This is a genomic window from Micromonospora sp. CA-248260 (assembly GCF_050942205.1).
Taxonomy (GTDB): Bacteria; Actinomycetota; Actinomycetes; order Mycobacteriales; family Micromonosporaceae; genus Micromonospora; species Micromonospora antibiotica.
The window spans coordinates 6,086,885-6,108,654 of sequence record NZ_CP192021.1; the positions used below are offsets into that span (position 1 = coordinate 6,086,885).

General features: G+C 72.9%; 18 protein-coding genes and 1 pseudogene. 5 read left to right on the forward strand and 14 right to left on the reverse strand.

The annotated features are described in order from the left end of the window. Positions 1 to 96: 96 nt before the first annotated feature. The gene (locus tag ACQP2H_RS26260) at positions 97 to 3,396 is read right to left on the reverse strand and encodes a S8 family serine peptidase (RefSeq protein WP_219470363.1); all 3,300 of its coding nucleotides are present in this window, start codon (positions 3,394 to 3,396) and stop codon (positions 97 to 99) included. A gap of 201 nt (positions 3,397 to 3,597) precedes the next feature. Here ACQP2H_RS26260 and ACQP2H_RS26265 point away from each other — a divergent pair, with 201 nt between their 5' ends. Next, the gene (locus ACQP2H_RS26265) at positions 3,598 to 4,155 is read left to right on the forward strand and encodes a sugar O-acetyltransferase (protein ID WP_433229265.1); all 558 of its coding nucleotides are present in this window, start codon (positions 3,598 to 3,600) and stop codon (positions 4,153 to 4,155) included. A gap of 91 nt (positions 4,156 to 4,246) precedes the next feature. Continuing rightward, positions 4,247 to 6,820, forward strand: coding sequence for a hypothetical protein (locus ACQP2H_RS26270; protein WP_433229267.1), 2,574 nt, complete (start codon positions 4,247 to 4,249; stop codon positions 6,818 to 6,820). Here the strand turns inward: ACQP2H_RS26270 and ACQP2H_RS26275 are convergent. From ACQP2H_RS26275 to fdxA, 5 genes are all read right to left on the reverse strand, one after another. Continuing rightward, complete coding sequence (locus ACQP2H_RS26275) at positions 6,803 to 7,444, reverse strand: nucleoside/nucleotide kinase family protein (protein WP_219464607.1); 642 nt, start codon at positions 7,442 to 7,444, stop codon at positions 6,803 to 6,805. The two genes, ACQP2H_RS26270 and ACQP2H_RS26275, sit on opposite strands and share 18 nt — an antisense overlap. Next, positions 7,444 to 8,082 (reverse strand): SIMPL domain-containing protein, encoded by a 639-nt coding sequence (locus tag ACQP2H_RS26280; RefSeq protein WP_219464608.1) that lies wholly within the window; start codon positions 8,080 to 8,082, stop codon positions 7,444 to 7,446. The genes ACQP2H_RS26275 and ACQP2H_RS26280 overlap by 1 nt, the downstream gene beginning before the upstream one ends. 47 nt (positions 8,083 to 8,129) lie before the next feature. Next, positions 8,130 to 9,143, reverse strand: coding sequence for a prephenate dehydrogenase (locus tag ACQP2H_RS26285; protein WP_433229270.1), 1,014 nt, complete (start codon positions 9,141 to 9,143; stop codon positions 8,130 to 8,132). Between the two features lie 11 nt (positions 9,144 to 9,154). Further along, complete coding sequence (dapC, locus tag ACQP2H_RS26290; protein ID WP_433229272.1) at positions 9,155 to 10,252, reverse strand: succinyldiaminopimelate transaminase; 1,098 nt, start codon at positions 10,250 to 10,252, stop codon at positions 9,155 to 9,157. 158 nt (positions 10,253 to 10,410) lie between these two features. Continuing rightward, entirely contained in the window at positions 10,411 to 10,737 is a 327-nt protein-coding gene (gene fdxA, locus ACQP2H_RS26295; protein WP_007072862.1) for a ferredoxin, read from the reverse strand. A gap of 79 nt (positions 10,738 to 10,816) precedes the next feature. Between fdxA and ACQP2H_RS26300 the strand changes: the two are divergent. Continuing rightward, positions 10,817 to 11,810, forward strand: a pseudogene (locus ACQP2H_RS26300) (GNAT family N-acetyltransferase). A gap of 19 nt (positions 11,811 to 11,829) precedes the next feature. Here the strand turns inward: ACQP2H_RS26300 and ACQP2H_RS26305 are convergent. The 3 genes from ACQP2H_RS26305 to mshB all read right to left on the reverse strand — a co-directional run bounded on the left by ACQP2H_RS26305 (position 11,830) and on the right by mshB (position 13,844). Beyond that, on the reverse strand, positions 11,830 to 12,294 hold the full coding sequence (locus ACQP2H_RS26305; protein WP_208568042.1) for a hypothetical protein: 465 nt from the start codon (positions 12,292 to 12,294) through the stop codon (positions 11,830 to 11,832). 81 nt (positions 12,295 to 12,375) lie between these two features. Continuing rightward, complete coding sequence (locus ACQP2H_RS26310; protein ID WP_219464613.1) at positions 12,376 to 12,819, reverse strand: hypothetical protein; 444 nt, start codon at positions 12,817 to 12,819, stop codon at positions 12,376 to 12,378. A 17-nt stretch (positions 12,820 to 12,836) separates the two neighbouring features. Then, entirely contained in the window at positions 12,837 to 13,844 is a 1,008-nt protein-coding gene (mshB, locus tag ACQP2H_RS26315) for an N-acetyl-1-D-myo-inositol-2-amino-2-deoxy-alpha-D-glucopyranoside deacetylase (protein WP_219464614.1), read from the reverse strand. An 86-nt stretch (positions 13,845 to 13,930) separates the two neighbouring features. Between mshB and ACQP2H_RS26320 the strand changes: the two genes are divergently transcribed. Next, positions 13,931 to 16,075: a prolyl oligopeptidase family serine peptidase gene (locus tag ACQP2H_RS26320; protein ID WP_433229275.1), complete on the forward strand. Its 2,145-nt coding sequence runs from the start codon at positions 13,931 to 13,933 to the stop codon at positions 16,073 to 16,075. Positions 16,076 to 16,279: 204 nt separating this feature from the next. Here the strand turns inward: ACQP2H_RS26320 and ACQP2H_RS26325 are convergent, their stop codons facing one another. Together ACQP2H_RS26325 and ACQP2H_RS26330 are read right to left on the reverse strand one after the other, a co-directional pair. Further along, positions 16,280 to 17,587, reverse strand: coding sequence for a helix-turn-helix domain-containing protein (locus ACQP2H_RS26325; RefSeq protein ID WP_433229277.1), 1,308 nt, complete (start codon positions 17,585 to 17,587; stop codon positions 16,280 to 16,282). Positions 17,588 to 17,623: 36 nt separating this feature from the next. Then, a complete protein-coding gene (locus ACQP2H_RS26330; RefSeq protein ID WP_433233774.1) occupies positions 17,624 to 17,782 on the reverse strand; it encodes a hypothetical protein in 159 nt (52 codons plus the stop codon). A gap of 146 nt (positions 17,783 to 17,928) precedes the next feature. Between ACQP2H_RS26330 and ACQP2H_RS26335 the strand changes: the two genes are divergently transcribed. Further along, positions 17,929 to 18,672 (forward strand): helix-turn-helix domain-containing protein, encoded by a 744-nt coding sequence (locus tag ACQP2H_RS26335; protein ID WP_433229279.1) that lies wholly within the window; start codon positions 17,929 to 17,931, stop codon positions 18,670 to 18,672. Between the two features lie 35 nt (positions 18,673 to 18,707). Here ACQP2H_RS26335 and ACQP2H_RS26340 read toward each other — a convergent pair whose 3' ends face one another. The 3 genes from ACQP2H_RS26340 to ACQP2H_RS26350 all read right to left on the reverse strand — a co-directional run bounded on the left by ACQP2H_RS26340 (position 18,708) and on the right by ACQP2H_RS26350 (position 21,759). Beyond that, positions 18,708 to 19,313, reverse strand: coding sequence for a PIN domain-containing protein (locus ACQP2H_RS26340; protein WP_219464620.1), 606 nt, complete (start codon positions 19,311 to 19,313; stop codon positions 18,708 to 18,710). A 3-nt stretch (positions 19,314 to 19,316) separates the two neighbouring features. Further along, positions 19,317 to 19,775, reverse strand: a complete 459-nt coding sequence (locus tag ACQP2H_RS26345; protein WP_357535163.1) for an excisionase family DNA-binding protein — start codon at positions 19,773 to 19,775, stop codon at positions 19,317 to 19,319. A 241-nt stretch (positions 19,776 to 20,016) separates the two neighbouring features. Further along, positions 20,017 to 21,759: an ABC transporter substrate-binding protein gene (locus tag ACQP2H_RS26350; RefSeq protein ID WP_357535165.1), complete on the reverse strand. Its 1,743-nt coding sequence runs from the start codon at positions 21,757 to 21,759 to the stop codon at positions 20,017 to 20,019. Positions 21,760 to 21,770: the final 11 nt, after the last annotated feature.

Sequence of the window (21,770 nt, forward strand, 5' to 3'; positions counted from 1 at the left end):
GCCGACGCCCGAGCCGCCCGGCGGCGTGCGGGCCGCCGTCGGTGCGCGCACGGGCTCCGGGCCCGCGACGTCACCGTCGCGGGCCCGGACGTCGGGTCACTTCAGGCGGTACGCCTGGATGATCCGGGTGCTCGCGGTGTTGCCGTCGGTGTCCCGGGCGGTCGCCCGCAGGGACGCGTACCCGGCACCGGCCGGGTGCTTGACCAGCGCCACCGTGCCCTGGCCCGGCACCTTCACCACGGTCGCCCGCCGCCAGGTCTTCCCGCCGTCGTACGACACGTCGACGCTGAGCTTCGCCAGCTTGGCGGTGCCGGCGCCCGCCTGCCGCCGCACCTGCACCGGTACGGCGAAGACCTGCCCGGCCGGGGCGGTGTTGTCGGCGTTCAGCCGCGGGGTGAACCGGATCTCCGACAGCTGCAGCCGCTTCGGCGTGTCACCCGCCACGTGCCCCGAGCGGAAGGTCCAGCTCGCCTCCACCTCGGTGCTGAGGTCGGTGAGGTTCCGCTTGGCCCCGACGGTCAGCTTGTAGTCGGCGTCCCCCTTCGGCACGGTGAACTCGCCGTACCCCGAGGTGTCGAGCTCCTCCACCAGCTTGCCGTTGCGCCACAGGACGGTACGGGCGGTGTCGTTGAGCGACACCCCGATGTGCCCGGCCGCGTCACTGTGCAGTGCCACGCTCACCAGGATGGTGTCCCCGATCCGGGTGACGCTCTCCTCCGGCCAGCGTGGGGTGGGCAGGGACGGCCCGAGCGGCGCGGCCCCCCAGGTCTCGGTGACCCGGCGGCCTGCCTGGTAGGCGGCGGACCGGCTCAGGAGGATCGCCTGGAGGTCCAGCCAGCCATCCTCGGTCCGGGTGCCGAAGTCCAGTTCGGAGTCCCAGCGCACACCCTTGGTGCTGTAGTGCTCGACCCGCTGGCCGGGCACGTCGGTGGCGAGCCCGACGGCCCAGCCGCCGGTGTTGTAGCCGTTGTCCGGGAAGACCAGCCGCTCGGCTTCCATCTTCGGGTACGGGTCACGGAACCTGTGCACCACCGTGGCCAGGTCACGCTTGCGGTAGTCGCGGACGAAACCACTGGGCAGCCTGCCCGGGATGGTCTCGGCCAGCGCGTACAGGTAGGGGCTGTGCTCGGCTTCGAGGTCGGCCCACTGGCTGTTGACGGTGGCGACGAACTCGTCGGCCGACACCGCCCTGCCGAGCTGCCCGGTGGACAGTCCGTCGAAGGTGTCGAAGGAGACGATGCCGGAGCCGAAGCTGCCGCCGTCGGGGGTGAGGAAGTTGGCGCTGACGTCGACCAGGGCGACCTTCGCGTCGGCCTGCGGGACGGTCATCCGCACCGGCTTGGCCTTGCGCAGATCGATGGTGACCGCCGTGTCGCCGTCGACCACCAGCTCCGGCTGGGCGAGCAGGGCCAGCCCGCCCGACTGCTCGTCCGGCCCCGGCTCGAAGAAGACGCTGCTCAGCCCGTACCTGCCCTTGGGGACCCGGACCTCGGCGACGCCGTCGAAGTCGGTGACGTCCACCAGGTCGTACCCGGTGAGGTCGGCCAGGGTGGTCGAGTAGTCGCCGCCGGGCTTTCCGCTGCGGTCGAGGTGGGTGAGCGTGACGGTGTAGCTCTCCACCTCCCGGTGCACGGCCAGCGGGGTCACCGCGACGGTGGACCCCGACCGGGCCACCACCCGACCGGTCCAGTAGCCGTCGACACCGAGTCGGGTGTCGGCGGTGACGGTGGTCTCGGCCCGACCGCCGGCCGGGACGGTGATCCGGTTGACGCCGAGGGTGAACATGCCGGCCGGCGCGGCCTTCCCGCCCGGTCCCTGCACCTCAAGGGTCAGGTCGAGGGTGACCGGGGCCGTCCCGGCGTTGTGCCAGGCGACGGTCCGGGTGATCGGGGCGTCGTCGCCGTGCGGCCAGAGGGCCCGACCGAACGAGACGCTGACCGGGTCGGTGGTGACCTGCTCGGTGATCGCCCGGGTCAGGTCCACCCGACCGGCGCCCTGTTCGTATGCGGTCTGCGTGGGGTGCGGCTTGGCGGCGGCCATCAGGGTCGCCTTGAGCTGCCCGGCCTTCCAGCCGGGGTGCTGCTGGGCCAGCAACGCCACCGAGCCGGCGACGTGCGGGGTGGCCATCGAGGTGCCGGAGAGTGCGACGTACTGCGTCCCCACCGGGTCACCGATCTGGCCGTCGACGGAGCGGGCGGCCACGATGTCGACGCCGGGTGCGGTGATGTCGGGCTTGAGCGCGTCGTCACCGACCCGGGGACCCCGGCTGGAGAAGTCGGCCAGTTCGTCGTCCCGGTCGACCGCGCCGACGGTGAGCGCGGCGTCGGCGCTGCCAGGTGAGCCGACCGAGCCGTCCCGGCCGTCGTTGCCGGCGGCGATGACGAAGAGGCTGCCGGTCTGGGCGGTCAGCGTCTGGACGGCCTCCTCCAGCGGGTCGACCTCCGGGGTGTCCGTGCCACCGAGGCTGAGGTTGACCACGGCGGCCTTCTTGTCGACAGTGGCCCACTGCATGCCGGCCAGGATCGACGACTCGGCGCAGCCGAACTCCTCGCAGACCTTGCCGTCGAGGAGCTTCGCGTCCGGCGCGACGCCCTTGTACTTCCCACCGGAGGCGGCACCGCTGCCGGCGATGGTGGACGCGACGTGGGTGCCGTGCCCGACGGTGTCCTTCTGGTCCGGCGTGTCGCTGAAGTTGCGTGCCTCGCTCACCTTGCCGGCCAGGTCCGGGTGGGTGGCGTCGACGCCGGTGTCCAGCACCGCGACGGTCACCCCCTTGCCGGTGTAACCGGCCGCCCATGCGGTCGGCGCACCGATCTGGGGCACGCTGTGGTCGAGGGAGAGTGCGCGACGACCGTCCAACCAGATCCGCTCGACGCCCCCTGCCGCGCCGAGTCGGGCACTGCCGGCACCGGTGAGCGTGGACCAGACCGCGCCGGCTGAGGACTTGCCGGCGGTCAGGGCCGCGCCCTGGATCGCCGGGAGCTCGCGGGTCACCCGGGTGCCGGGCAGCGCGGTCGCGCCACGCCGGGACTGCTCCGAGCGGTACGACACCAGCAGTGGCAGATTGTCCCGGTGGGCGTCGTCGTAGCGGGCGGCGATCAGCGCGGTGACGTCGAACAGCCGCCGGTCGACCTGGCCCGAGCGCAGCAGCGGCAGCGCGTCGCGGGGCACCACGTTGAGGTGGCCGTGTTCGCGGCGGACCAGGAACTGCTGGTGCTTGCGGCCGACGCCGGGGCGCACGGCGGCGCCACCGGTGCGGGTGACGGTGACCTGGTCCCCGGTGATCAGGGTGACCGTGGTGGAGCCGGCGGCCGGCGTGGTGGGCCGGGACGCGGGCGGGGCGGCCGGGGCGGCGTTCGCGCCCGTCGCCGGCAGACCGAGAGCCAGGGCGAGCACCAACCCGCCGGCCGCGGTTCTTCTGCTTCCGTGCAACGGATCCTCCTTCTGGGGCGTTTCATGACCGGAGTCACATCGACGCCTAGAATTACATACCCGGTATGCAAATAGAAGGCCGAATGATGACCGTCCGGACACATTGCTGCGACAGGACCGACCCACTTCCCACCCCGGGGACGACCGACCGGTGACCATGGCCTGGTGACGTCCATGAGGGAACGCATGCTCGCCGGCGAGCCGTACATCGCGAACGAGCCCGAGATCATCGCCGACCTGGACCGCGCGGCGCGGCTCACCGAACGCTTCAACCGCAGCGCCGCCGACGACCCGCAGGGCCGGCTCGCCACCCTGCGCGACCTGCTCGGCAGCCTCGGCGAGGGCGCCTGGGTACGCCCGCCGCTGCACTGCGACTACGGCTGGCAGACCCACCTCGGGGCCCGCAGCTTCGTCAACTTCAACGCGGTCCTGCTCGACGTGGCCCGGATCACCATCGGCGCGGACGTCCAGATCGGACCCAACGTGCAACTGCTCACCGCCACCCACCCGGTCGAGGCGGAGCCCCGCCGGGCCAAGTGGGAGTCCGCCCAGCCGATCACCATCGGCGACAACGTCTGGCTCGGCGGCGGGGTGATCGTCCTCGCCGGAGTGACCATCGGGGCGAACACGGTGGTCGGGGCCGGCTCGGTGGTCACCCGCGACCTACCGGCCAACGTGGTCGCCGTGGGTAACCCAGCACGGGTGATCCGTACCCTGAAATAGCGGCTGAGCTGCGAGAACACCGGACAGATCGGTGGGCGAATCAGGAAATCCGATGCACTCTGGGTAGTGAAGACGTCACCAGGGAGCACCGATGGCCGAGCGTGTACTCGAACTCCGGGTGCACGGCGTGTCGAACACCCCGCCCGACCAGATCCTCGGCCTGCCCACCGACCCGACCGGTGTCGGCCAGCCGCCCCGACTCGTCTCCGGCGGTGACGTCACGGGCTTCTACCGCGCCAGCGACTCCGCCCCGGACGACCCGGTCGTCGTCGAGGCGTACAGCTGGGGGCAGTTGACGTCGGGGGCGCGGACCGCACGTGACGTCGAACGGGCCCTGTGGACGCTGCTGCTGCCGTTCACCCTGGCCAACGTCGCGCTGTACGCCCGCCCCGGCATCCCGCCCGACCCGGACACCGAACGCTGGGGCAGCCGCTCCGGCATCACCGCCTGGCTGATCCGGCTGTTCTGTCTGAGCCTCACCGGCACCCTGGTGCTCGCCGCCGCCGGCGTCGGGGTCGACCTGATCGCCTGGCAGTGCATCGATCAGGAGTGCCTGCGGCAACTGCCCGGCTCGTGGGAGTTCCTCGGCCGGGGCTGGTGGCGCACGGACGCCCACGCGCTCGCCGCCGGCCTGCTGGTGCCGTTGTCCATGCTGCTGGTGCTCGGCGTCGTCGCTTGGCGCACCTACCAGTACGAGGCCGAGATGCCCGCCGACCCCCGCCCCCCGCTGGCCGACGACGGGGAACAACCCGCCGCTGCCGGGCCCGGCCTGGCCAACCCGTTGCAGGACCCCACCTTCTGGAGCGGGGAGGGCCAACTGCGCCGCGCCGCCGTCCTGCACCTGTGCGTCGGCGCGGCGCTCGCCGCCGCGGTACCCGTCGGCGCGGTGCTGGTGATGGACCCGGCCCGGGGCGTACGGGCCGTGATCGCCGCCCCGACCGTCACCGCCCTGGTCGTGGTGGTGGCGATCGCGGTGGTGGCGGTGGGCCGGCCCTGGCTGACCCGGCGCAGCGGGGCCACCCCGCTCGGCCGGTGGAGCCTCGCCGTCGGCGTGCTCACCGGCCTGGCCCTGGTCGGCACCTTCACCCTCCTGCTGCTGCCGGACGGCCCCGCCGGCACCCCGCTGGCGCAGTGGCGTCCGCCCGCCGGGTGCGCCCGTGACCCGGGCCTCGCCGGCTGCCTCACCGACCACTCCCTGCCCGGCTACGACGGCCTCGTCGCCTGGCTCGCCACCTACCAGGTGCTGCTGCTGATCGCCATCGGCACCGTCGCCCGGTCCGGACGACGCGCACTGCTCCTCCCCGGCACGGTCGGCGTGCTGCTGCCCCTCGGGATGGCCTGGCGCGACGGCTGGCTGCCCGGCCTCCCCACCGCCCCCGACGGGCTGCTGATCTGGATGCTCGCCGCACCGGCCATCGCGGTCGCCGCGATCGGGTTGCTGCTGCCGCGCACCGGCAGCGACGACGACCAGCAACCGCTGGGCACGTACACCGACGTGGCCTGGGGCGGCCGGGGGGCGGCGGTGATCGCCGGCTTCGGCTGGATGATGGCCATCGCCTACTGTGCCGGTCTGCTCTACTGGATCGCCGACCGGCTCGACGGTCCCGCCTCACCCAGCGGATTCTCCCCGATCGCGCCGCCGTTGCCGGTGATCTGGGCCGGCCTGGCCTTCACCGTCGCCACCGCCGCCCTGATCGGCACGCTGATCCGCGCCGCAATGATCTTCGGCGGGCTGCGTCGCGCCGAGTACACCCGGCTCACCGCCGGCCGGCGGGACCTCTCCGCGCACGACCTGCGCCGCTGCCGGGACGTCAGCACCTTCCGCGCGCTGCACCGCCTGGTCGGCGAACACGCGGTACGGCTGATCGGCCACTACGCCGCCATCGCGGCGGTGCTGGTGGCCTTCTCCTGCGTGGCCGCGCTCACCCGTACCCGCCCCGCACCGGCCGGCGCGTCGGGCTGGGCGGGTCTGGTACGCGCCGCCGCCGACCTCGGCGACACCATGCTGGGCTGGCTCCCCCTGGTGGTCGCCGGCCTGGGCATGCTCGTCTACCGCAACGACACCGTCCGGCGCAGCGTCGGGGTGCTCTGGGACATCGGCACCTTCTGGCCGCGCGCCGCGCACCCGCTCGCCCCGCCCAGCTATGCGGAACGGGCCGTACCCGAGTTGCAGACCCGGGTCGCCGGAATCCTGGCGCTGAGCGAACAGGACCCGCGCCGGATGGACGGGGTGATCCTCTCCGGGCACAGCCAGGGCACGGTGATCTGCGCGGCGACGCTGCTCCAGCTCCCGGCCCGGTGGCGGCGGCGGATCTGGTTCCTGTCGTACGGCTGCCAGCTCACCCGGCTCTACGGACGGGTCTTCCCCGCCTACTTCGGCCCGGACCGGCTCCGGGTGCTCGCCGACAACCTGACCTGGCCCTCCGGCCACGTCGCGTGGACCAACTTCTGGCGCGACACCGACCCCCTCGGCTGGCGGGTCAGCGCCGGGGAACGGGACGTGCCGGTGACCGACCCGGAGGCGCTGCACCCCAGCGGGGGTGAGGTCGCCGACCCGCCGATCCGCAACCACAGCGGCTATCCGGAGGCGTTGGAGTTCCACCGGGAACGGACCCTGGTGGCCCGGCTGCTGCGGCGTACCGTCCCGTCACCCCGGGTCGGTTGACCGGATCACCAGGTCGGCCCGGTCGGCGGTGCCCGCCACCAGCGCGGCGTTCGCCTCGTCGCTGCCGTACGCCCAGGTGTGCGCCGCCTCCGGCGACCGCCCGTACGCCACGTGCCGCGCCACCAACCGACGCAACCGCAGCTCGGCGTCCAGGTCGAGGAACCACGCCTCGTGCAGCAACGACCGCACCTCGTCCCAGGGGGGATCGTCGAGCAGCAGATAGTTGCCCTCGGTCACCACCAGCCGGACCGAGGGCGGCACCTCCACCGCCCCGGCCACCGGCTCCTCCAGATCACGGCGGAACAGCGGCGCGTACACGGCGGTCGGCTCCAACCGGCGCAACCGGCGCAGCAACGACACGTACCCGTTGGCGTCGAAGGTGTCGACCGCGCCCTTGCGGTCGGCCCGGCCCAGCCGGACCAGCTCCGCCTGGGCGAGGTGGAAACCGTCCATCGGCACCAGCCGGGCGGTCGGGCCGACCGCCGCGACGATCCGCTCGGCCAGCGTGGACTTGCCCGCCCCGGGCGCACCGGTGATGCCCAGCAGCTGCCGGGGGCCGGCGTCGGCCAGCGACCGGGCCCGGGCCACCAGGTCGTCGAGGGAGCACGGACGCGCCTCGGGCATCAGGTCAGGACCGGCTCGCTGATGGTGAACCGGGCCCGCACCACCGCGTGCACCGACTGCGGGCGGGGGTCGAGTTCCAGCTCCGGTGCGCCGGCCATCCGGTCCTGGCGGGCGTACATCGCCCCACCCCCGGCGAACCCCTCGTCGGTGTCGGCCAGCTCCAGCAGGGCGGTCACCCGGGCACCGAGCGCCTCGGCGTACTCCCGGGCCCGGCGCAACGCGTCGGCGATCGCCTCGTGCCGGGCCTCCCGGTGGGCCGGGCTGTCCGGCCGCAGCGACCACCAGGGGCCGGCCACCTCGACGTGGTCCAGCTCGGCCAGCCGCAACATCAGCTCGGCCAGGGAGCCGAAGTCGGTGACGGTGACCGTGGTGGAGACGCTGCCCAGGTAGCCGACGACCCGCTCACCGGACCGGTTCGTCTCGGGTCGCACCCGCAGCTCCCCGGCCTCCCGGCGGTCCACCGCCGGCTCGTGCTCGTCGAGCAGCACCCGGACGGCGGCGGCCCGCTCGGCGAGCCGGGTCAGGGCGACCTGACGGTCCCGTTCCCGGGCCGTCGCGGTCACCTCGAACCGGGCCAGCTCGGGTGCCACCTCCCGGTACGCCTCACCGCGTACCGCCACCACCGGTCCGTCCGCCACGCACCCACCCTAACGGCGCAACCGGACCGCCGCCGGTTTCCGCACGGTCAGGCCGGGGCCTCGGCGGGCCGCAGACCGGTGTACGTCACCGTCTCCCCCGCCACCGTGCAACCGGTGAGGTGCCCACCGGACTCACCCACCGACCGGACGAACGCCAACTCCTGCGCCGGGTCCCCGGCGAGGGCGAACCGCCGGTGGACGGGTCGCACGTCGCCCGGCGGCAGCCGTACCGTCCGGGCCCGCTCGTAGTGCGCCACCAGCGCGGGCAGGTCGTCGTCGCGGACCGCCTCGGTCAGCCCGTCGAGCGCCGCCCGCACCTCGGCCAACTGCCGCAGCACCTGCTCCCGGTTGGCCAGCAGCATGTCGGCGGTACGCCGGGCCGGGGTCGTCGCGACCCGGGTGCCGTCACGGAAGCTGCCCGCCGCGAGCCGGACCACCGCGTCCCGCACCGCCGAGTCGGCGGCGGCCCCGGCCAGGCTGCCGGCCAGCAGGTGCGGTACGTGGGAGGAGAGCGCCACCACGGAGTCGTGCACCCCCGGCGACATCGGTACGACGTGCGCGGCGAAGACGTCGACGATGAGCCCGACCAGCGTCCGGAACGGCACCAACCCGTCGACGCTCGGGCAGAGCACCCAGGCCGCGTCGACGAAGAGGCCCGCGAGCGCGGCCGTCAGCCCGGCCCGCTCGGTGCCGGCCATCGGGTGACCGGGGACGAACCGGCCGGTCAGCCCGTGCGCCCCGGCGAACCCGGCGACGGCCGCCTTGGTGCTGCCCACGTCGGTGATGACACACCGGTCGTCGGTCAGCCCGGACACGGTGAGCAGGGTCTGCGGCAGACTCGGCAGGGGACCACCGAGGAACACCACGTCCCGGTCCCGGACCGCGTCGGCCAGCTCGTCGGGGAAGGTGAGGCCCCGGCGACGGCCCTCGGCCCGGGTCGCCGGGTCCGGGTCCCAGCCGGCCACCGGCGTACCCGCCTCGTGCAGCCGCAGCAGGATCGAACCGCCGATCAGGCCGGTGCCGACCACGGCGACCCGGGGCCGGCCCACCTCGTCACCCACCGCAGCCGCCCCTACGGCTGGGCGAGCCGCTGGGCGACCGCCGCGACGTGCGCGTCCGACCCGGTCAAGGCCACCCGGACGTGCCGCTGCCCGGCCGGGCCGTAGAAGGCCCCGGCGGCGACCAGGATGCCCCGTCGGGCCAGCCGGTCGACGGTGTCCCAGCAGTCCTCGTCGCGGGTGACCCAGAGGTAGAGGCCCGCCTCGGAGTGGTCCACCCGGAAGCCCGCCCGGGTGAACGCGGCGAGCAGTGTCTCCCGCCGGGCCCGGTAGCGTTCCCGCTGCTCGTCGGCGTGCGCCTGGTCGGCCAGCGCGGCCACCATCGCGGCCTGCACCGGAGCCGGGACGATCATGCCGGCGTGCTTGCGGATCTTCAGCAGCTCGGCGACGAGCGCCGGATCACCGGCGACGAACCCGGCCCGGTAGCCGGCCAGGTTGGACCGCTTGGACAGCGAGTGCACCGCCAGCACCGAGTCGTACGACCCGCCGCAGACCTCCGGCGCGAGCACCGACACCGGCGCGGCGTCGGCCGTCCAGCCCAGCGGCAGGTAGCACTCGTCGCTGGCCACCACGGCACCGCGCTCCCGGGCCCAGTCGACCACCTTGCGCAGGTGGGCGGCGGGCAGCACCCGACCGGTCGGGTTGCCGGGCGAGTTGACCCAGACCAGGCGTACCCGGGAGGTGGGGCCGACCGCGGTCAGCGAGTCGGCGCGGACGGTGGTGGCGCCGGCCAGCCGGGCCCCGTCCTCATATGTCGGATAGGCGACCGACGGCACCACGACCACGTCGCCGGGGCCGATCCCGAGCAGGGTGGGCAGCCAGGCGACCAGTTCCTTGGAACCGATCGTCGGCAGCACCCCGAGCCCGTCGGCACCCGCACCGCAGGCGCGGGCCACCCAGCCGGCGATGGCGTCGCGTAGCGCCGGGGTGCCCGCCGTCAGCGGGTAGCCCGGCGCGTCGGCGGCGTCCGCCAGCGCCTGCCGGATCACCGGGGGCACCGGGTCGACCGGCGTGCCCATGGAGAGGTTGATCAGGCCGTCCGGGTGCGCCGCGGCCAGGGCGGCCGCGGCGTCCAGCGTGTCCCAGGTGAACTCGGGCAACCGCGCCGACACCGGACCGGGCCGGGCCGGGCCCGACGCGGACCCGGCCGACGACCCCGACGCACCACCGGCCGGCACCACCGACCCGGGGCCGACCGGCACCACAGCCGGCCCGGCCGGCGAGCCCGGCACCGCAGCCGGCGAGCCCGGTGTCCCGGCTGCCGGCCGGTTCAGTGGCCCTCGCCGCGCGGCGGCTGGCCGGCGACGAACGTCGCGTCCTTCTCCACCTTGCCGATCTTCGACGCGCCGCCCGGCGAGCCCAGGTCCTCGAAGAACTCGTAGTTGGCCCCGGTGTAGTCCTTCCACTGCTCCGGGACGTCGTCCTCGTAGAAGATGGCCTCCACCGGGCAGACCGGCTCACAGGCACCACAGTCGACGCATTCGTCGGGGTGGATGTAGAGCATCCGGTTGCCCTCGTAAATGCAGTCGACCGGGCATTCCTCGATGCATGCCTTGTCGAGCACATCCACGCACGGCTCGGCGATGATGTAGGTCACCGGTCTTCTCCTCCGCCAGACTCGTCGCGATCACCCGCGACGCTAAGAGCCTAGTATCTCGCCGGGGAGGAGGTCGATCGTGCTCCGACAGCAGGATGTGGGACACCGGATCGTGGTTCGCCGCATTGTGGGGATTCGCGAGGGCCGGCCCCTCTTTTCGGACGCCCTCGGTGAGCTGGTCGAGCTGAGCGAGACTCATCTCACCATCGCCACCGCCCAGGGCCGGCTCCGGGTGCCGGTGGCCGAGGTGCACCGGGCCAAGCGGGTGCCCCCCACCCGCCGGCCCACCGCCTCGGCCGTGGTCGAACTGGAACTCGCCGCCGACGAGGCGTGGCCGGCACCGGTACGCGCCCGGCTCGGCGACTGGCTGCTGCGCTCCGCCGACGGCTGGACCGGCCGGGCCAATTCGGCGCTGCCGGTCGGCGACCCGGACCGCCCGCTGCCGGCGGCGATCGACGCGATCGAACGCTGGTACGCCGAACACGGCCAACCCGCCATGGTCAACACGCCGTTGCCGCTGGCCGTGCCGGTCGGCGCCGAACTGGACGCCCGGGGCTGGACCGCCCGGCCGCTGACCCTGGTGCAGACCGTCCCGCTGGCCACGCTGCGGCCGGCGGAGCCGCCCCCGCATCGCCCCCGGTCCCACCCCGCAAGGCCCGGCCGGCGGTGCGGCGGTCGCCCTCACCGGCGTGCCGTCCGAGGAGTGGCTCGCGGTCGCCGCCGGGCGCAAGGGCGGCCTGCCGGACTCCGCCCGGCACATCCTGACCGCCGTGGCCCAGGTCCGCTTCGCCCAGGTGTACGGCGACGGCGCGCTGCTGGCGACGGGCCGGGGCACGGTCACCGGGCAGGGCCGCTGGCTGGGGCTCAGCCTGATCGAGGTGGCCCCGCAGGCACGCCGGCAGGGGCTGGCCGCCCGGGTGATCCGGGCGCTGGCCGACTGGGGCACGGCCGAGGGCGCGACCCACGCCTTCCTCCAGGTGGAACAGCGCAACATCGAGGCGGTCTCGCTCTACCGCAAGCTCGGCTTCACCACCCACCACACCTACCTCACCCGCGTCGCCCCTCCCACCTGACCCACCCCGGGCGGGTGGGTCAGCGGCGGACCACCCGGCGGGGCTTGCCCACGTTACGCTCGGCGTACCGTTGGAGCTGGCGGGAGCGGTGGTCGCGGCCGAGGGCGATGAGCACCAGGTAGCCGATCGCCACGCCGGCCGCCGCGGCGGCGAGATAGAGCCAGATCTGGGCGAAGAAGAGCCCCGCTCCCCCACCGAACGGATCGTTGCCGACCAGCAGCGGGCCGACGAGCACGGTCAGCAGCAGCGCCACCGCCACCGCGGCGGCCACGTCGGCTCCCCAACGCGCCGCCGGCACGACCCGGCCCCAGGCGAAGACCACCCCGGCCAGCACCAGTCCGACCACGATGAACATGCCCAGCGAGACCCGGTCGGCGGCAGTGTCGTTCCCGTCGAAGCCGAGCTTGATGATCACCCGGGCCACCACGTTGACCGCGAACAATGCCGCCGCGAGTACGCCGACAGCCCGCCACCGATCTCTCATCACACGCCTCCTGCCACACCGCCCGCCGCGTCGACGGGGCTCCTGGCAGGAATATCTACCACCGTCGGCTGTGTGCCGTCATCACCCGTCGTGGCGGCGCGGCTGCGGGCTGAGGATCTGCCGGAACGCCATCACCGCGAACGTCATCGCGCCGGTGGTGATCATCGCCAGCCCGACCCAGTTGTCCCCGGCGACCAGCAGGTCACCCTCGGCAGTACGGACCGCTGCCACCGCCATCAGCACGAACCACGGCAGGGCCGGCAACGCCACCGCCCACTTGCGGCCGATCGTGGCGTACGCGAACCAGCTCACCGCGATCGCCCCCAGGATGGTGACCACCACCGACACCCCGATCAGCTGCCCGCCGACCCGGACGGTGGACAGCAGCAGGCCGATCAGGGCGGTGAGCACCCCGCCGACCACGGCGACCAGCCCGCCGACCAACCGCAGCACGACGTCGAACAGGCGTACCGTCGGGCCGGGTGGCGGCGGGACGGCGGCGGTCTCCTCCTCGACTACCGGCATCGGCGTGGCGGGCAGCGTCACCGGAGCCCGGCCGTCGCCGAGGCCGGCCCGCCCCCCACCGGGTACGCCTGCTCCGGCCGACGTGCCGCCGCCACCGGCTGACCGGCAGCCGGGTCGGGCCGGCCGGCGGACGAGCCCGACGGGTTCGTGTCGATCCCGGCGAAGAGGTCACTCTCCCAGCCGTTCGGTCCACCGGCTGGGCCGGGTTCCCCCACCGCCAGGGTGAAGAACTCCACACCCATGAACTCGGCGCCGAAGTTGCCGGCGATCGCGTACAACCAGGAGTTGGCGGGGATCTGGGTGCCGTGCGCCCGCATCGCCGCCTCTTTGGCGGCGTGCTGGTCGGTGGCGTCGATCCGGGCGGCGATCTGGTCGTCCGGGGTGCCGAAGGGCAGTTCGTCGACGCTGTCGATGCCCGCGAACGGGTTGTCCGAGGACTCGGTGAAGTGGCTCATGCCGGCCTCCAGGACGCTGCGTGGCAGCGCCGTCCAGTAGACCTTGGCCGGGGCGATGCCCTCCGCGGCGGCCAGCTCGTGTGCCCGCATCGTCACCCGGTGCGCCTGGATGTGGTCCGGGTGACCGTAGAAGCCGTTCGGGTCGTAGGTGACCATGACCTGCGGGCGGATCTCCCGGATGACGTCCAGGAGCTGACCGGCGGCCACGTCGAGGTCGGCCGCCCAGAACGCCCGGGGGTGCTCGTTGGTGGCCAGCCCCATCATGCCCGAGTCCCGGTAGCGGCCCGCGCCACCGAGGAAGCGGTGGTCGGTGACGCCGAGCGCGGCGCAGGCGGCGGCCAGCTCCCCGATCCGGAAGCCGCCGAGCTGGTCGGCCTCGGCAGCGGCGAGCTGCGCCAGCTCCGGCACGTGGATCTCGCCTTCCTCGCCGAGGGTGCAGGTCACCAGCGTGACGTGGGCGCCGTCGGCGGCGTAGTGCGCCATCGTCGACCCGGTGCCGATGGACTCGTCGTCGGGATGCGCGTGGACCAGCAGCAGGCGTCGGTCGGGCAGCGTCGTCACGACGGTCACTCTAACCGGCGGTCCGTCCGCGCCGGGGCGTACGCGTCCACCCAGGTCGGCCACATCACGCCCGGCACCGCTCTACGATCCGGGTTGTGGACTTTCCCGAGCTGGCCGCCCGTACCCGTCGGTTCAGCCACGGGGCGCCGCGTGCCGTGTCCGTGACCGGTGACGGTTCCCGGGTGGTCTTCCTCCGCTCGGGCGGCCCGGAGGACCCGGCCGACGCGCTCTGGGCGCTGGAGACCGCCTCCGCCGAGGAACGCCTGGTCGCCGACCCGGCCGTGCTGCTCGGCGACGACGCCGACCCGGTGGCGCTGGCCCCCGGTGAGCGGGCGTTGCGCGAACGACGCCGGCTCAGCACCGCCGGCATCGGCTCGTACGCCCTGGACGGGGCGGGCCGGGTGGCGGTGTTCGCGCTGGCCGGCCGGCTGTTCCGGGCCGATCTGGTGCACGGCGACGTGATCGAGGTGAGCACCGTCGGCCCGGTGATCGACCCGCGTCCCGACCCGACCGGTCAGCGGGTGGCCTACGTGACCGACACCGCCGACGGGGTACGCCGGGGCGAGCTGCGGGTGGTCGCCCCGGACGGCACCGACTCCCTGCTGGCCGGCGAGGACGGTGGGGTGAGCTGGGGGCTCGCCGAGCATGTGGCGGCGGAGGAGTTCGGCCGGTTCCGGGGTTACTGGTGGGCCCCGGACGGGCGGATGGTGCTCGCCGCCCGGGTCGACGAGTCCCGGCTGCCGCGCTGGCACCTGCACGACCCGGCGGACCCGGCGACCCCGCCGACCACCGTCGCGTACCCCCGGGCGGGTGGGCCGAACGCCGAGGTCAGCCTGCACCTGCTCGACCTGGACGACGGCTGGGTCGACGTGCACTGGGACCGGGAGACCTACCCGTACCTGGCCTCGGTCGACTGGGCCGACGGCAACCCGCTGATCACGGTGCTGCGCCGGTCGCAGCAACACGGCCTGGTGCTGGCGGTGGACCCGCGTACCGGGGAGACGCAGGTGCACGCGGAGCTGGCCGACCCGCGCTGGGTGGAGCCGATCCCGGGCACCCCCGCGCACCTGCCGGACGGCCGGGTGCTGGTCGGCGGCGAACTGGCCCACGACGGGTACGACGCCCGCTGCCTGTTCGCCGACGGCACCCTGCTCACCCCGCCCTCGCTGTACGTACGACGGGTGGTGGGCCGGCTGCCCACCGGTCCCGGGCCGGCCGACCTGCTGGTGGAGGCGAGCGAGGGCGAACCGAGCCAACGGCACCTCTACCGGGTCCGTACCGTGATCGGTGGTGGGGTGGACGCCCGCCGGATGAGCAGCACCCCCGGCTGGCACACGGCGGCGGTCGGCGGGGACACCCTGGTGGTCGGCACCGCCTCGCTGGACGAGGCCGGGACGAGCTGGTCGGTGTGGCGCGGCGACCGGGAGGTGGCCCGGCTACGGTCGCTGGCGGCGACCCCGTCGTCGGCGCCCCGGCCGATGCTGGTCCGGGTGACCGACCGCCGGTTACCGTCGGCGGTGCTCTACCCGACCGAGCACGTCAAGGGCACCCGGCTGCCGGTGCTGCTGGACGTCTACGGCGGCCCCGGCCACCAGGAGGTGGTGGCAGCCCGGTCGGCCTGGCTGGAACGGCAGTGGTGGGCGGACTGCGGGTTCGCCGTGGTCACCATCGACAACCGGGGTACGCCGGGCGTGGCACCGTCGTTCGAGAAGGCTATCCACCGGCGGGTGGCCGACGTGATCCTGACCGACCAGGTGGACGCGTTGACCGCGCTCGCCGGCAAGCACCCCGACCTGGACCTCGACCGGGTGGCGATCCGGGGCTGGTCGTTCGGCGGCTGGCTGGCCGGGTTGGCCGTGCTACGCCACCCGGAGCTGTTCCGGTGCGGCATCGCCGGCGCCCCGGTCACCGACTGGACGCTGTACGACACCGCCTACACCGAGCGTTACCTGGGCCTGCCCGACGACGGCATCGACGTGTACGGGCACCACTCGCTGGTGGAGCTGGCGGCGGAGCCGCTGCATCCCGGCGAGCCGGCCCGCCCGCTGCTGCTGGTGCACGGGATGGTCGACGACAACGTGGTCGCCGCGCACACGCTGCGGCTGTCGGCGGCACTGCTGTCGACCGGCCGGCCGCACGCGGTGCTGCCGCTGACCGGGGCCACCCACATGGCGGCCGGTGGGCTGTCCGAACGCCTGCTCCGCCTGGAACTCGACTTCCTCCGCACCCACCTGGGTTGACCTGGTCGGCGCGGACCGGACCGGTCTGCTGGTCGGGGCGGGCCAGCAGGGCGAACGCGTTCGGCAGGCGGCCCCGAAAGCCCGCCGCGTCAACGTCACCACCACCCCACCCCACCCCCGCCCCGGTGATCAAGAGGTTTACGTCATTCTGCGGCCGAATTCTGACGCATACCTCTTGATCACCGGGGCGGGGCGAGCAACCGGTCACCGGGTGGGACGGGGAACGGAAACAGGGCTGCGGTGGGGGGCGGGTTCGCGCAGACTTTCCGGTGATTCCGCCGCCCCGAACCCGGAGATGACATGCAGACGTTGCGTCCAGAGCCGACCGCGCGGCGTGCCGGCTGGATGTGGGCCGGGGCTGCGGCTGGGCTCCTGCTCGCGGTGGGCATGTTCGTGAACAGCAACAAGTCCCGTACCCCTGCCTCGGCGAGCCGGCCGCCGACGGAGACCTTCGTGGCCTCCGGCACGGTGCTGCTCGGCGACGGGGCGTCCTTCGTCGCCGACGGGCACGGCGGCTGCGCCGGTACGGGCGACCATGCCGGCGTCGACCAGGTGCGCGGCCCGGTGCTCGACCGGCAGCCAGCGCCACCCCTCCCAGCCGATCACCTCATCGTGCCGGGCGACCGCCTGCGGGCCGTCGCCCAACTCCACGGCGGCGGTGACCCGTCCCGCCTCGACGGCAGCCGGCCCGAACCCCGTCCGGTGGTGGTCGTGCCCGTCGCCCACCCGGGCGGCCATCTCGGCGGCCTCGTTCAACAGCTCACCGGCCGCCCGGTCGTCTCCGGCCCGCGCCGCGATCAATGCGGCCTGCACCAGCAGCGACCCACACAGCGACCACTCCTGCGGCGTACCACCGTCAGGGTCGGCCGGGGCCACCTGGTAGGCCGCAGCCAACATCACGGACCGCGCCCCCGCCGACGCCCGCAGCACCTGACCGAGTTGCACCGCCGCACCCGCCAGCAACACCCGCTCACCGGTGGCGGCGCACATCGCCCGCTCGGCGGCCATCCAGGCAAGACTCCCCTCGTCCAGCTTCACCAGCAGCGCCGCCGTCACCCGGTACGCCTGCACCACCGCCGCCCGACCCGCCTCCGGGTCCCGCACGTGGGCGCGGTGCACCTCGGTCAACAGCCCCGGCAGCAACTCCACGAGGCGCGGGTAGCGGGCCTGCTGGAATGTCGTCCACGCGTGCTCCACCGCCCGCGCCAGTCGATCCGTCGACGGCACCTCCCGGCCCGCCGTCGGCCGACCAAGTGCCATCTCGTACGTCGACAACGCCGCCCTGATCCGGCCGACGCCCGCACCACGCACGGCCGCCTCGGCGGGCTGGACCTCCCGACCGAGCAGCGTCGCGGTGTCCACCCGCAGCACGGCCGCGACCTCCCGGATGGTCGACATCCGCTCCAGGGGGCGTACTCCCCGTTCGACCTTGTCCACCCAGCTCTTCGACTTGCCCAGCCGGTCGGCGAACGACTGTTGCGACAGCTTCCGCCGCACCCGCAGGTATGCCACCCGCCGACCGATCGGCAGGGAGTCACCGCCACCGCGTCACCGCCGATCCGGCACTGCCCTGGTCGTCTCCTCTACGGGTATCCGCTCCGCCTCGGCCTGCGCCAGAATCCGCTGCCGCGCCGCCTCCCGCTCGGCGGCGTCGATCTGCTCGCCCCGGCCCGTCGTCGACCCGTCGCCACGACGCTTCATCGTCACCCCCATCAACATCGCGGCGGCAAGCTCATGCCAACGCGTGCTTCATAGATTGACGCTGGAGTGTCGCCATGCGCGGCGGCATAAGGAGTGACAATAGGGTCACTTAGGGGACGACATTAAGGCGACAGAGCGGTACGGTGACCGGCATGGCTGCCCCCAACATCACGCTGCGTACGGTCCGGACCAGGATGCGGATGAGCCAGGACGACTTCGCCCGTGCGCTCCAAGCAGCCGGCCACCGCGTCGGCGAGCCCAATGACGCCAACAAGCGACTCGTCCAACGCTGGGAGGCCGGGGTGATCGCCGCCCCTCGGCCCCTCTACGCCCGCGCGTTGGAGGTCGTCACCGGCCTGCCCATCACACTGCTCGGTTTCGCCGCGATGCCGGACGGCGGCGCGGTGGATGATCCCCACGGCGGCAACGGCCTCACCTCGCCCATGGGCGACCTGGCCACCCCGGCGCCCAGATCAGCCGCCGTGCACGGGTCACACGAGGGGGTGTGGCTGAGCCGCTATCAATACCACTCCAGCAGCCGGGGCGAGTCCTTCGCCGGGCAGCACTTCGTGGTCGTGCTCCAGCACGGTGACCGGTTGACCGTGCGCAGCCTGCCCGGCTCGGCGGCCTCGTCGCTGTCGCTGGATCTCAGCGTGGACGGTGCCGTCGTCACCGGCACCTGGGTGGAGCAGACCGACCCCGCCGGCCACTACCGGGGAGCCCGCTACCACGGCGCGATCCAACTGCTGGTGGAGCCGACCGGCCGGCGGATGGCGGGGAAGTGGGTCGGGTTCGGCAAGGACATGGACGTCAACACGGGCCCCTGGGAGCTGACCTTCCAGGACGCTTCGACGTCCAAGACGACGCTCGACCGCTACAACACCCCGCCCGAGTAGTCTCTTGACGCCATGTGCCTCCGTTCGGGATCCCACTACTCACCGATCAGGGCGCGAGGGGGCGATTCCCCCGCCGCCACAGGGCCGTCCATGGGTGGCATGCTTCGTCGGACCGTCGCGGCGAAGCGTCGTGCGCCTGCGCTGGCCAGGTAGTCCAATACCTGGTGGGCCGTCAACTGACGACCACGTCGGCCCGTGCCGGCCGCCTGCTCGCCGAGAATCCGCAGCAGGGTTCGCGGCTCACGGGCCCACAGATCGAGGAGAACGGTGTCGGGGTGTTCGGCGACCACCCCGTGGGGTTCGCAGGCGGCGAGGGGGAAGTCCCGCAGGTTGCAGGTGATGATCGAGTCTGCTCCGGTTGCCACCGCAGCGGCCAGCACGTGCCGGTCCTTGGGGTCGTTGCGCATCTGGTCGATCAGGTGCTCGTAGCCGGTGACCAATGCGTCCTCGAAGGCCGCGTTCATGAACGCGATTCGCCGGTCGATCGCGGCTGCCGGCACCGGCACGTGTCGTCGGACCTCCGCAAGAATGGCCGGTGACCAGCGCGGTTGATAGAGGTCTTCCTCAGCCAGCCGCAACAGGAAGTCGCACAGTGCGTTGGGGATCAGAACGTTGGCGTCCAGGACCGCGATCGTCGTCACCCGTCAGGCCGCGTCATCCGTCTCGACCGGTGCGGGCTGTCCGTACATGCCCATCTCGACCGCGTCTGCAGTCAACTCGTCGAGGAGCGCCCGCCGGGCCTGCCCACGCCGATCCCGATAGGCCAGAACCTGGTCAAGCGGGATCCGGCGCGACGAGTTCGGCCGCGAATAGCCGATCTCGCCGGCCTCCAGCAGTTTGATCAGGGTGGGACGGGACACTCCGAGCAACCCCGCTGCCTCGGTGGTCGTCAACTCCCGGTCCACCGGCACGATTGCCACCCCCCGACCGGAGGCCAGGACATCGGCGATCCGGGTCAACACGTCCCGCACGGACGACGACACCTCGACCTGCACCCCACCACGGGTTACCGCCAAAGCCCCCGAGCCGTCGTGGAGCAGGCTGACCAACTCGGTAAGCGAATGGCGTTCGCTGTCCCCCGGCATGATCGCTTCCGCAGCCATAGCCCCTCCCTACCGTTCGACGCCATCACCATCATCCCCTGAAGTGAAAAAAGTGCAACCACCTTCGCGGTTCGGAGCGGCCCGAGCTGGCGGCGGGCTCGCTCATGTCAACAATTGCGCAAATCGTACGAGTCGTACAAGCTTCGACGGACGCCGCCATTACCACTCAGCGCGCCCACGAGCGCCGACGGGCTCCCTCCCGACGCCGACCGGGGAGGGAGCCCGCCGGCTCAGGGTGGCGTCACTGTTTGACGTGGGCGTTGACGAAGGACGGGTAGCCGAAGACGCTGGAGATGAAGACCCCGCCGGCCTTGGACCCGTGGACCGTGTAGGCCACGTCGACGAAGAGCGGCACCACCGGGGCGTACTCGGTCATGATCCGCTGGTCGAGCTTGCCCCACTCGGGCCCCTGGTCGGCCGGGGGCATCGCCTGGATCCGGTCGATCTCGGCGTTGACCGCCGGGTCGTTGAAGTACGCCTGGTTGCTGTTGCCCTCGGCCTTGATGGTGCGGCCGTCGTAGAGCACCGGCAGGATCGACGCGCCGCTGGGCCAGTCGGCGGCCCAGTTGCCGATGTAGAGGTCCCACGGGTTGTTCTTCTTCTTGATCTCGTCGAGCTTCGCGTCGTCCGGGATGTTCCGCACAGTGATCTTGAAGCCGGCGCGTTCCAGGTTGCCCTTGAGCTGGGTGCCGATCTGCTGTTCGGTGGCGCTGTCGGCCACCCCGAGGACCAGCTCCGGGGTTTTCCCGCCGAGCAGTTCCTTGGCCTTGTCGACGTCGCCGTTGGCACCGGCCGGGTAGGCGTCGTACGCCTGGTAGCCGATGGTGGACGGCGGCATCAGGGTGGTCATCGGCTGGGCGACGGTCTGCCCACCGAGGGCCTTGACCAGGCCGTCCCGGTCGATGGCGTAGTTGAGCGCCCGCCGGACCGCGAGGTCGGTCACCCGCTGGTTGTTGATCACCAACTGGTTGGCGCTCGGCGTCGGGGACAGGATGCTCCGCGCCTTGAGGGCCTGGTCCTGGGCGACCCGCGCGACCAGCGAGGCGGGCACGTAGTTCCAGGCCAGCGCGCTCTGGTCGGTGCCGTTGTCGGCGATCACCCGGTTGACGGCCGCGTCGGGTGTCGGCCCGAAGGTCCAGACGAACTGGTCCGGATACTGGTGGCGGACCGGGTCGGTGGCGGCGTCCCAGTGCGGGTTGCGGTCCAGGGTGAGTTGCACCCCGGCCTGGTTCTTGGCGATCTTGTACGGTCCGGAGGAGAACGGCTTCTGGTCCAGGTTGACCCCGGTGTCCCGGTCCGGCCGCAGTGGCGCGGTCGTCGGCAGCGAGACCGCGAACGGCAGGTCGCAGCGGGGCTTGGCGAACTCGAACCGCACCGTCTTGGCGTCCGGGGTGGTCAGGCCCGGCGGCAGCGACGTCCTGTTCTTCGCGAAGTCCCACTTCGTGTCGTACTGCGGGCTGTCGGCCAGCCACTCCTGCAGGTAGGTGGGGCCGCCGGTCAGGTCGGGGTCGAAGGAGCGGGCGATGCCGTACGCGATCTCCTTGGACGTGATCGGGCTGCCGTCCTCGAACTTGACCCCGTCCTTGACGGTGAACTCCCAGACCCGGCAGTCGCTGTTGACGTTGTTGCCGGGGGTCTGCGCCAGGTCACCGACCAGGACCAGGCCACCCTTGCCGTCGTCCTTCCAGGTGGTCAGGTAGCGGGCGAAGAGCGGGTTGGCCATCAGCCCGGCGAAGGAGTACGTCCGCTGCGGGTCCAGGTGGGAGATGGGCGTCTCCCGGATGACGGTGAAGGTGCCGCCCTTCGCCGCGCCGGCCACCTCGGCGGCGGGGCCCTGCGAGTCCTTCGGGTCGGTGGCGATCACCCCGGTCTGCTGCCGGCCGGTGTCCACGGTGGTGCCTTCGCCCGTGTTCTCCGAGCAGGCCCCCAACGCCACCACCAGGGCGATCGCGCCGCCTGCGGCGGCTGCTGCGCGTGGTCGCATTCCTACCTCCT

Bases quoted from the DNA above. Each gene is read 5' to 3' on its own strand.
- ACQP2H_RS26350 (WP_357535165.1), bottom strand. From the start codon at position 21,759: ATGCGACCACGCGCAGCAGCCGCCGCAGGCGGCGCGATCGCCCTGGTG.
- ACQP2H_RS26270 (WP_433229267.1), top strand. From the start codon at position 4,247: ATGGCCGAGCGTGTACTCGAACTCCGGGTGCACGGCGTGTCGAACACC.
- ACQP2H_RS26335 (WP_433229279.1), top strand. From the start codon at position 17,929: ATGGCTGCCCCCAACATCACGCTGCGTACGGTCCGGACCAGGATGCGG.
- ACQP2H_RS26305 (WP_208568042.1), bottom strand. From the start codon at position 12,294: ATGAGAGATCGGTGGCGGGCTGTCGGCGTACTCGCGGCGGCATTGTTC.
- ACQP2H_RS26310 (WP_219464613.1), bottom strand. From the start codon at position 12,819: ATGCCGGTAGTCGAGGAGGAGACCGCCGCCGTCCCGCCGCCACCCGGC.
- ACQP2H_RS26275 (WP_219464607.1), bottom strand. From the start codon at position 7,444: ATGCCCGAGGCGCGTCCGTGCTCCCTCGACGACCTGGTGGCCCGGGCC.
- ACQP2H_RS26345 (WP_357535163.1), bottom strand. From the start codon at position 19,775: ATGGCTGCGGAAGCGATCATGCCGGGGGACAGCGAACGCCATTCGCTT.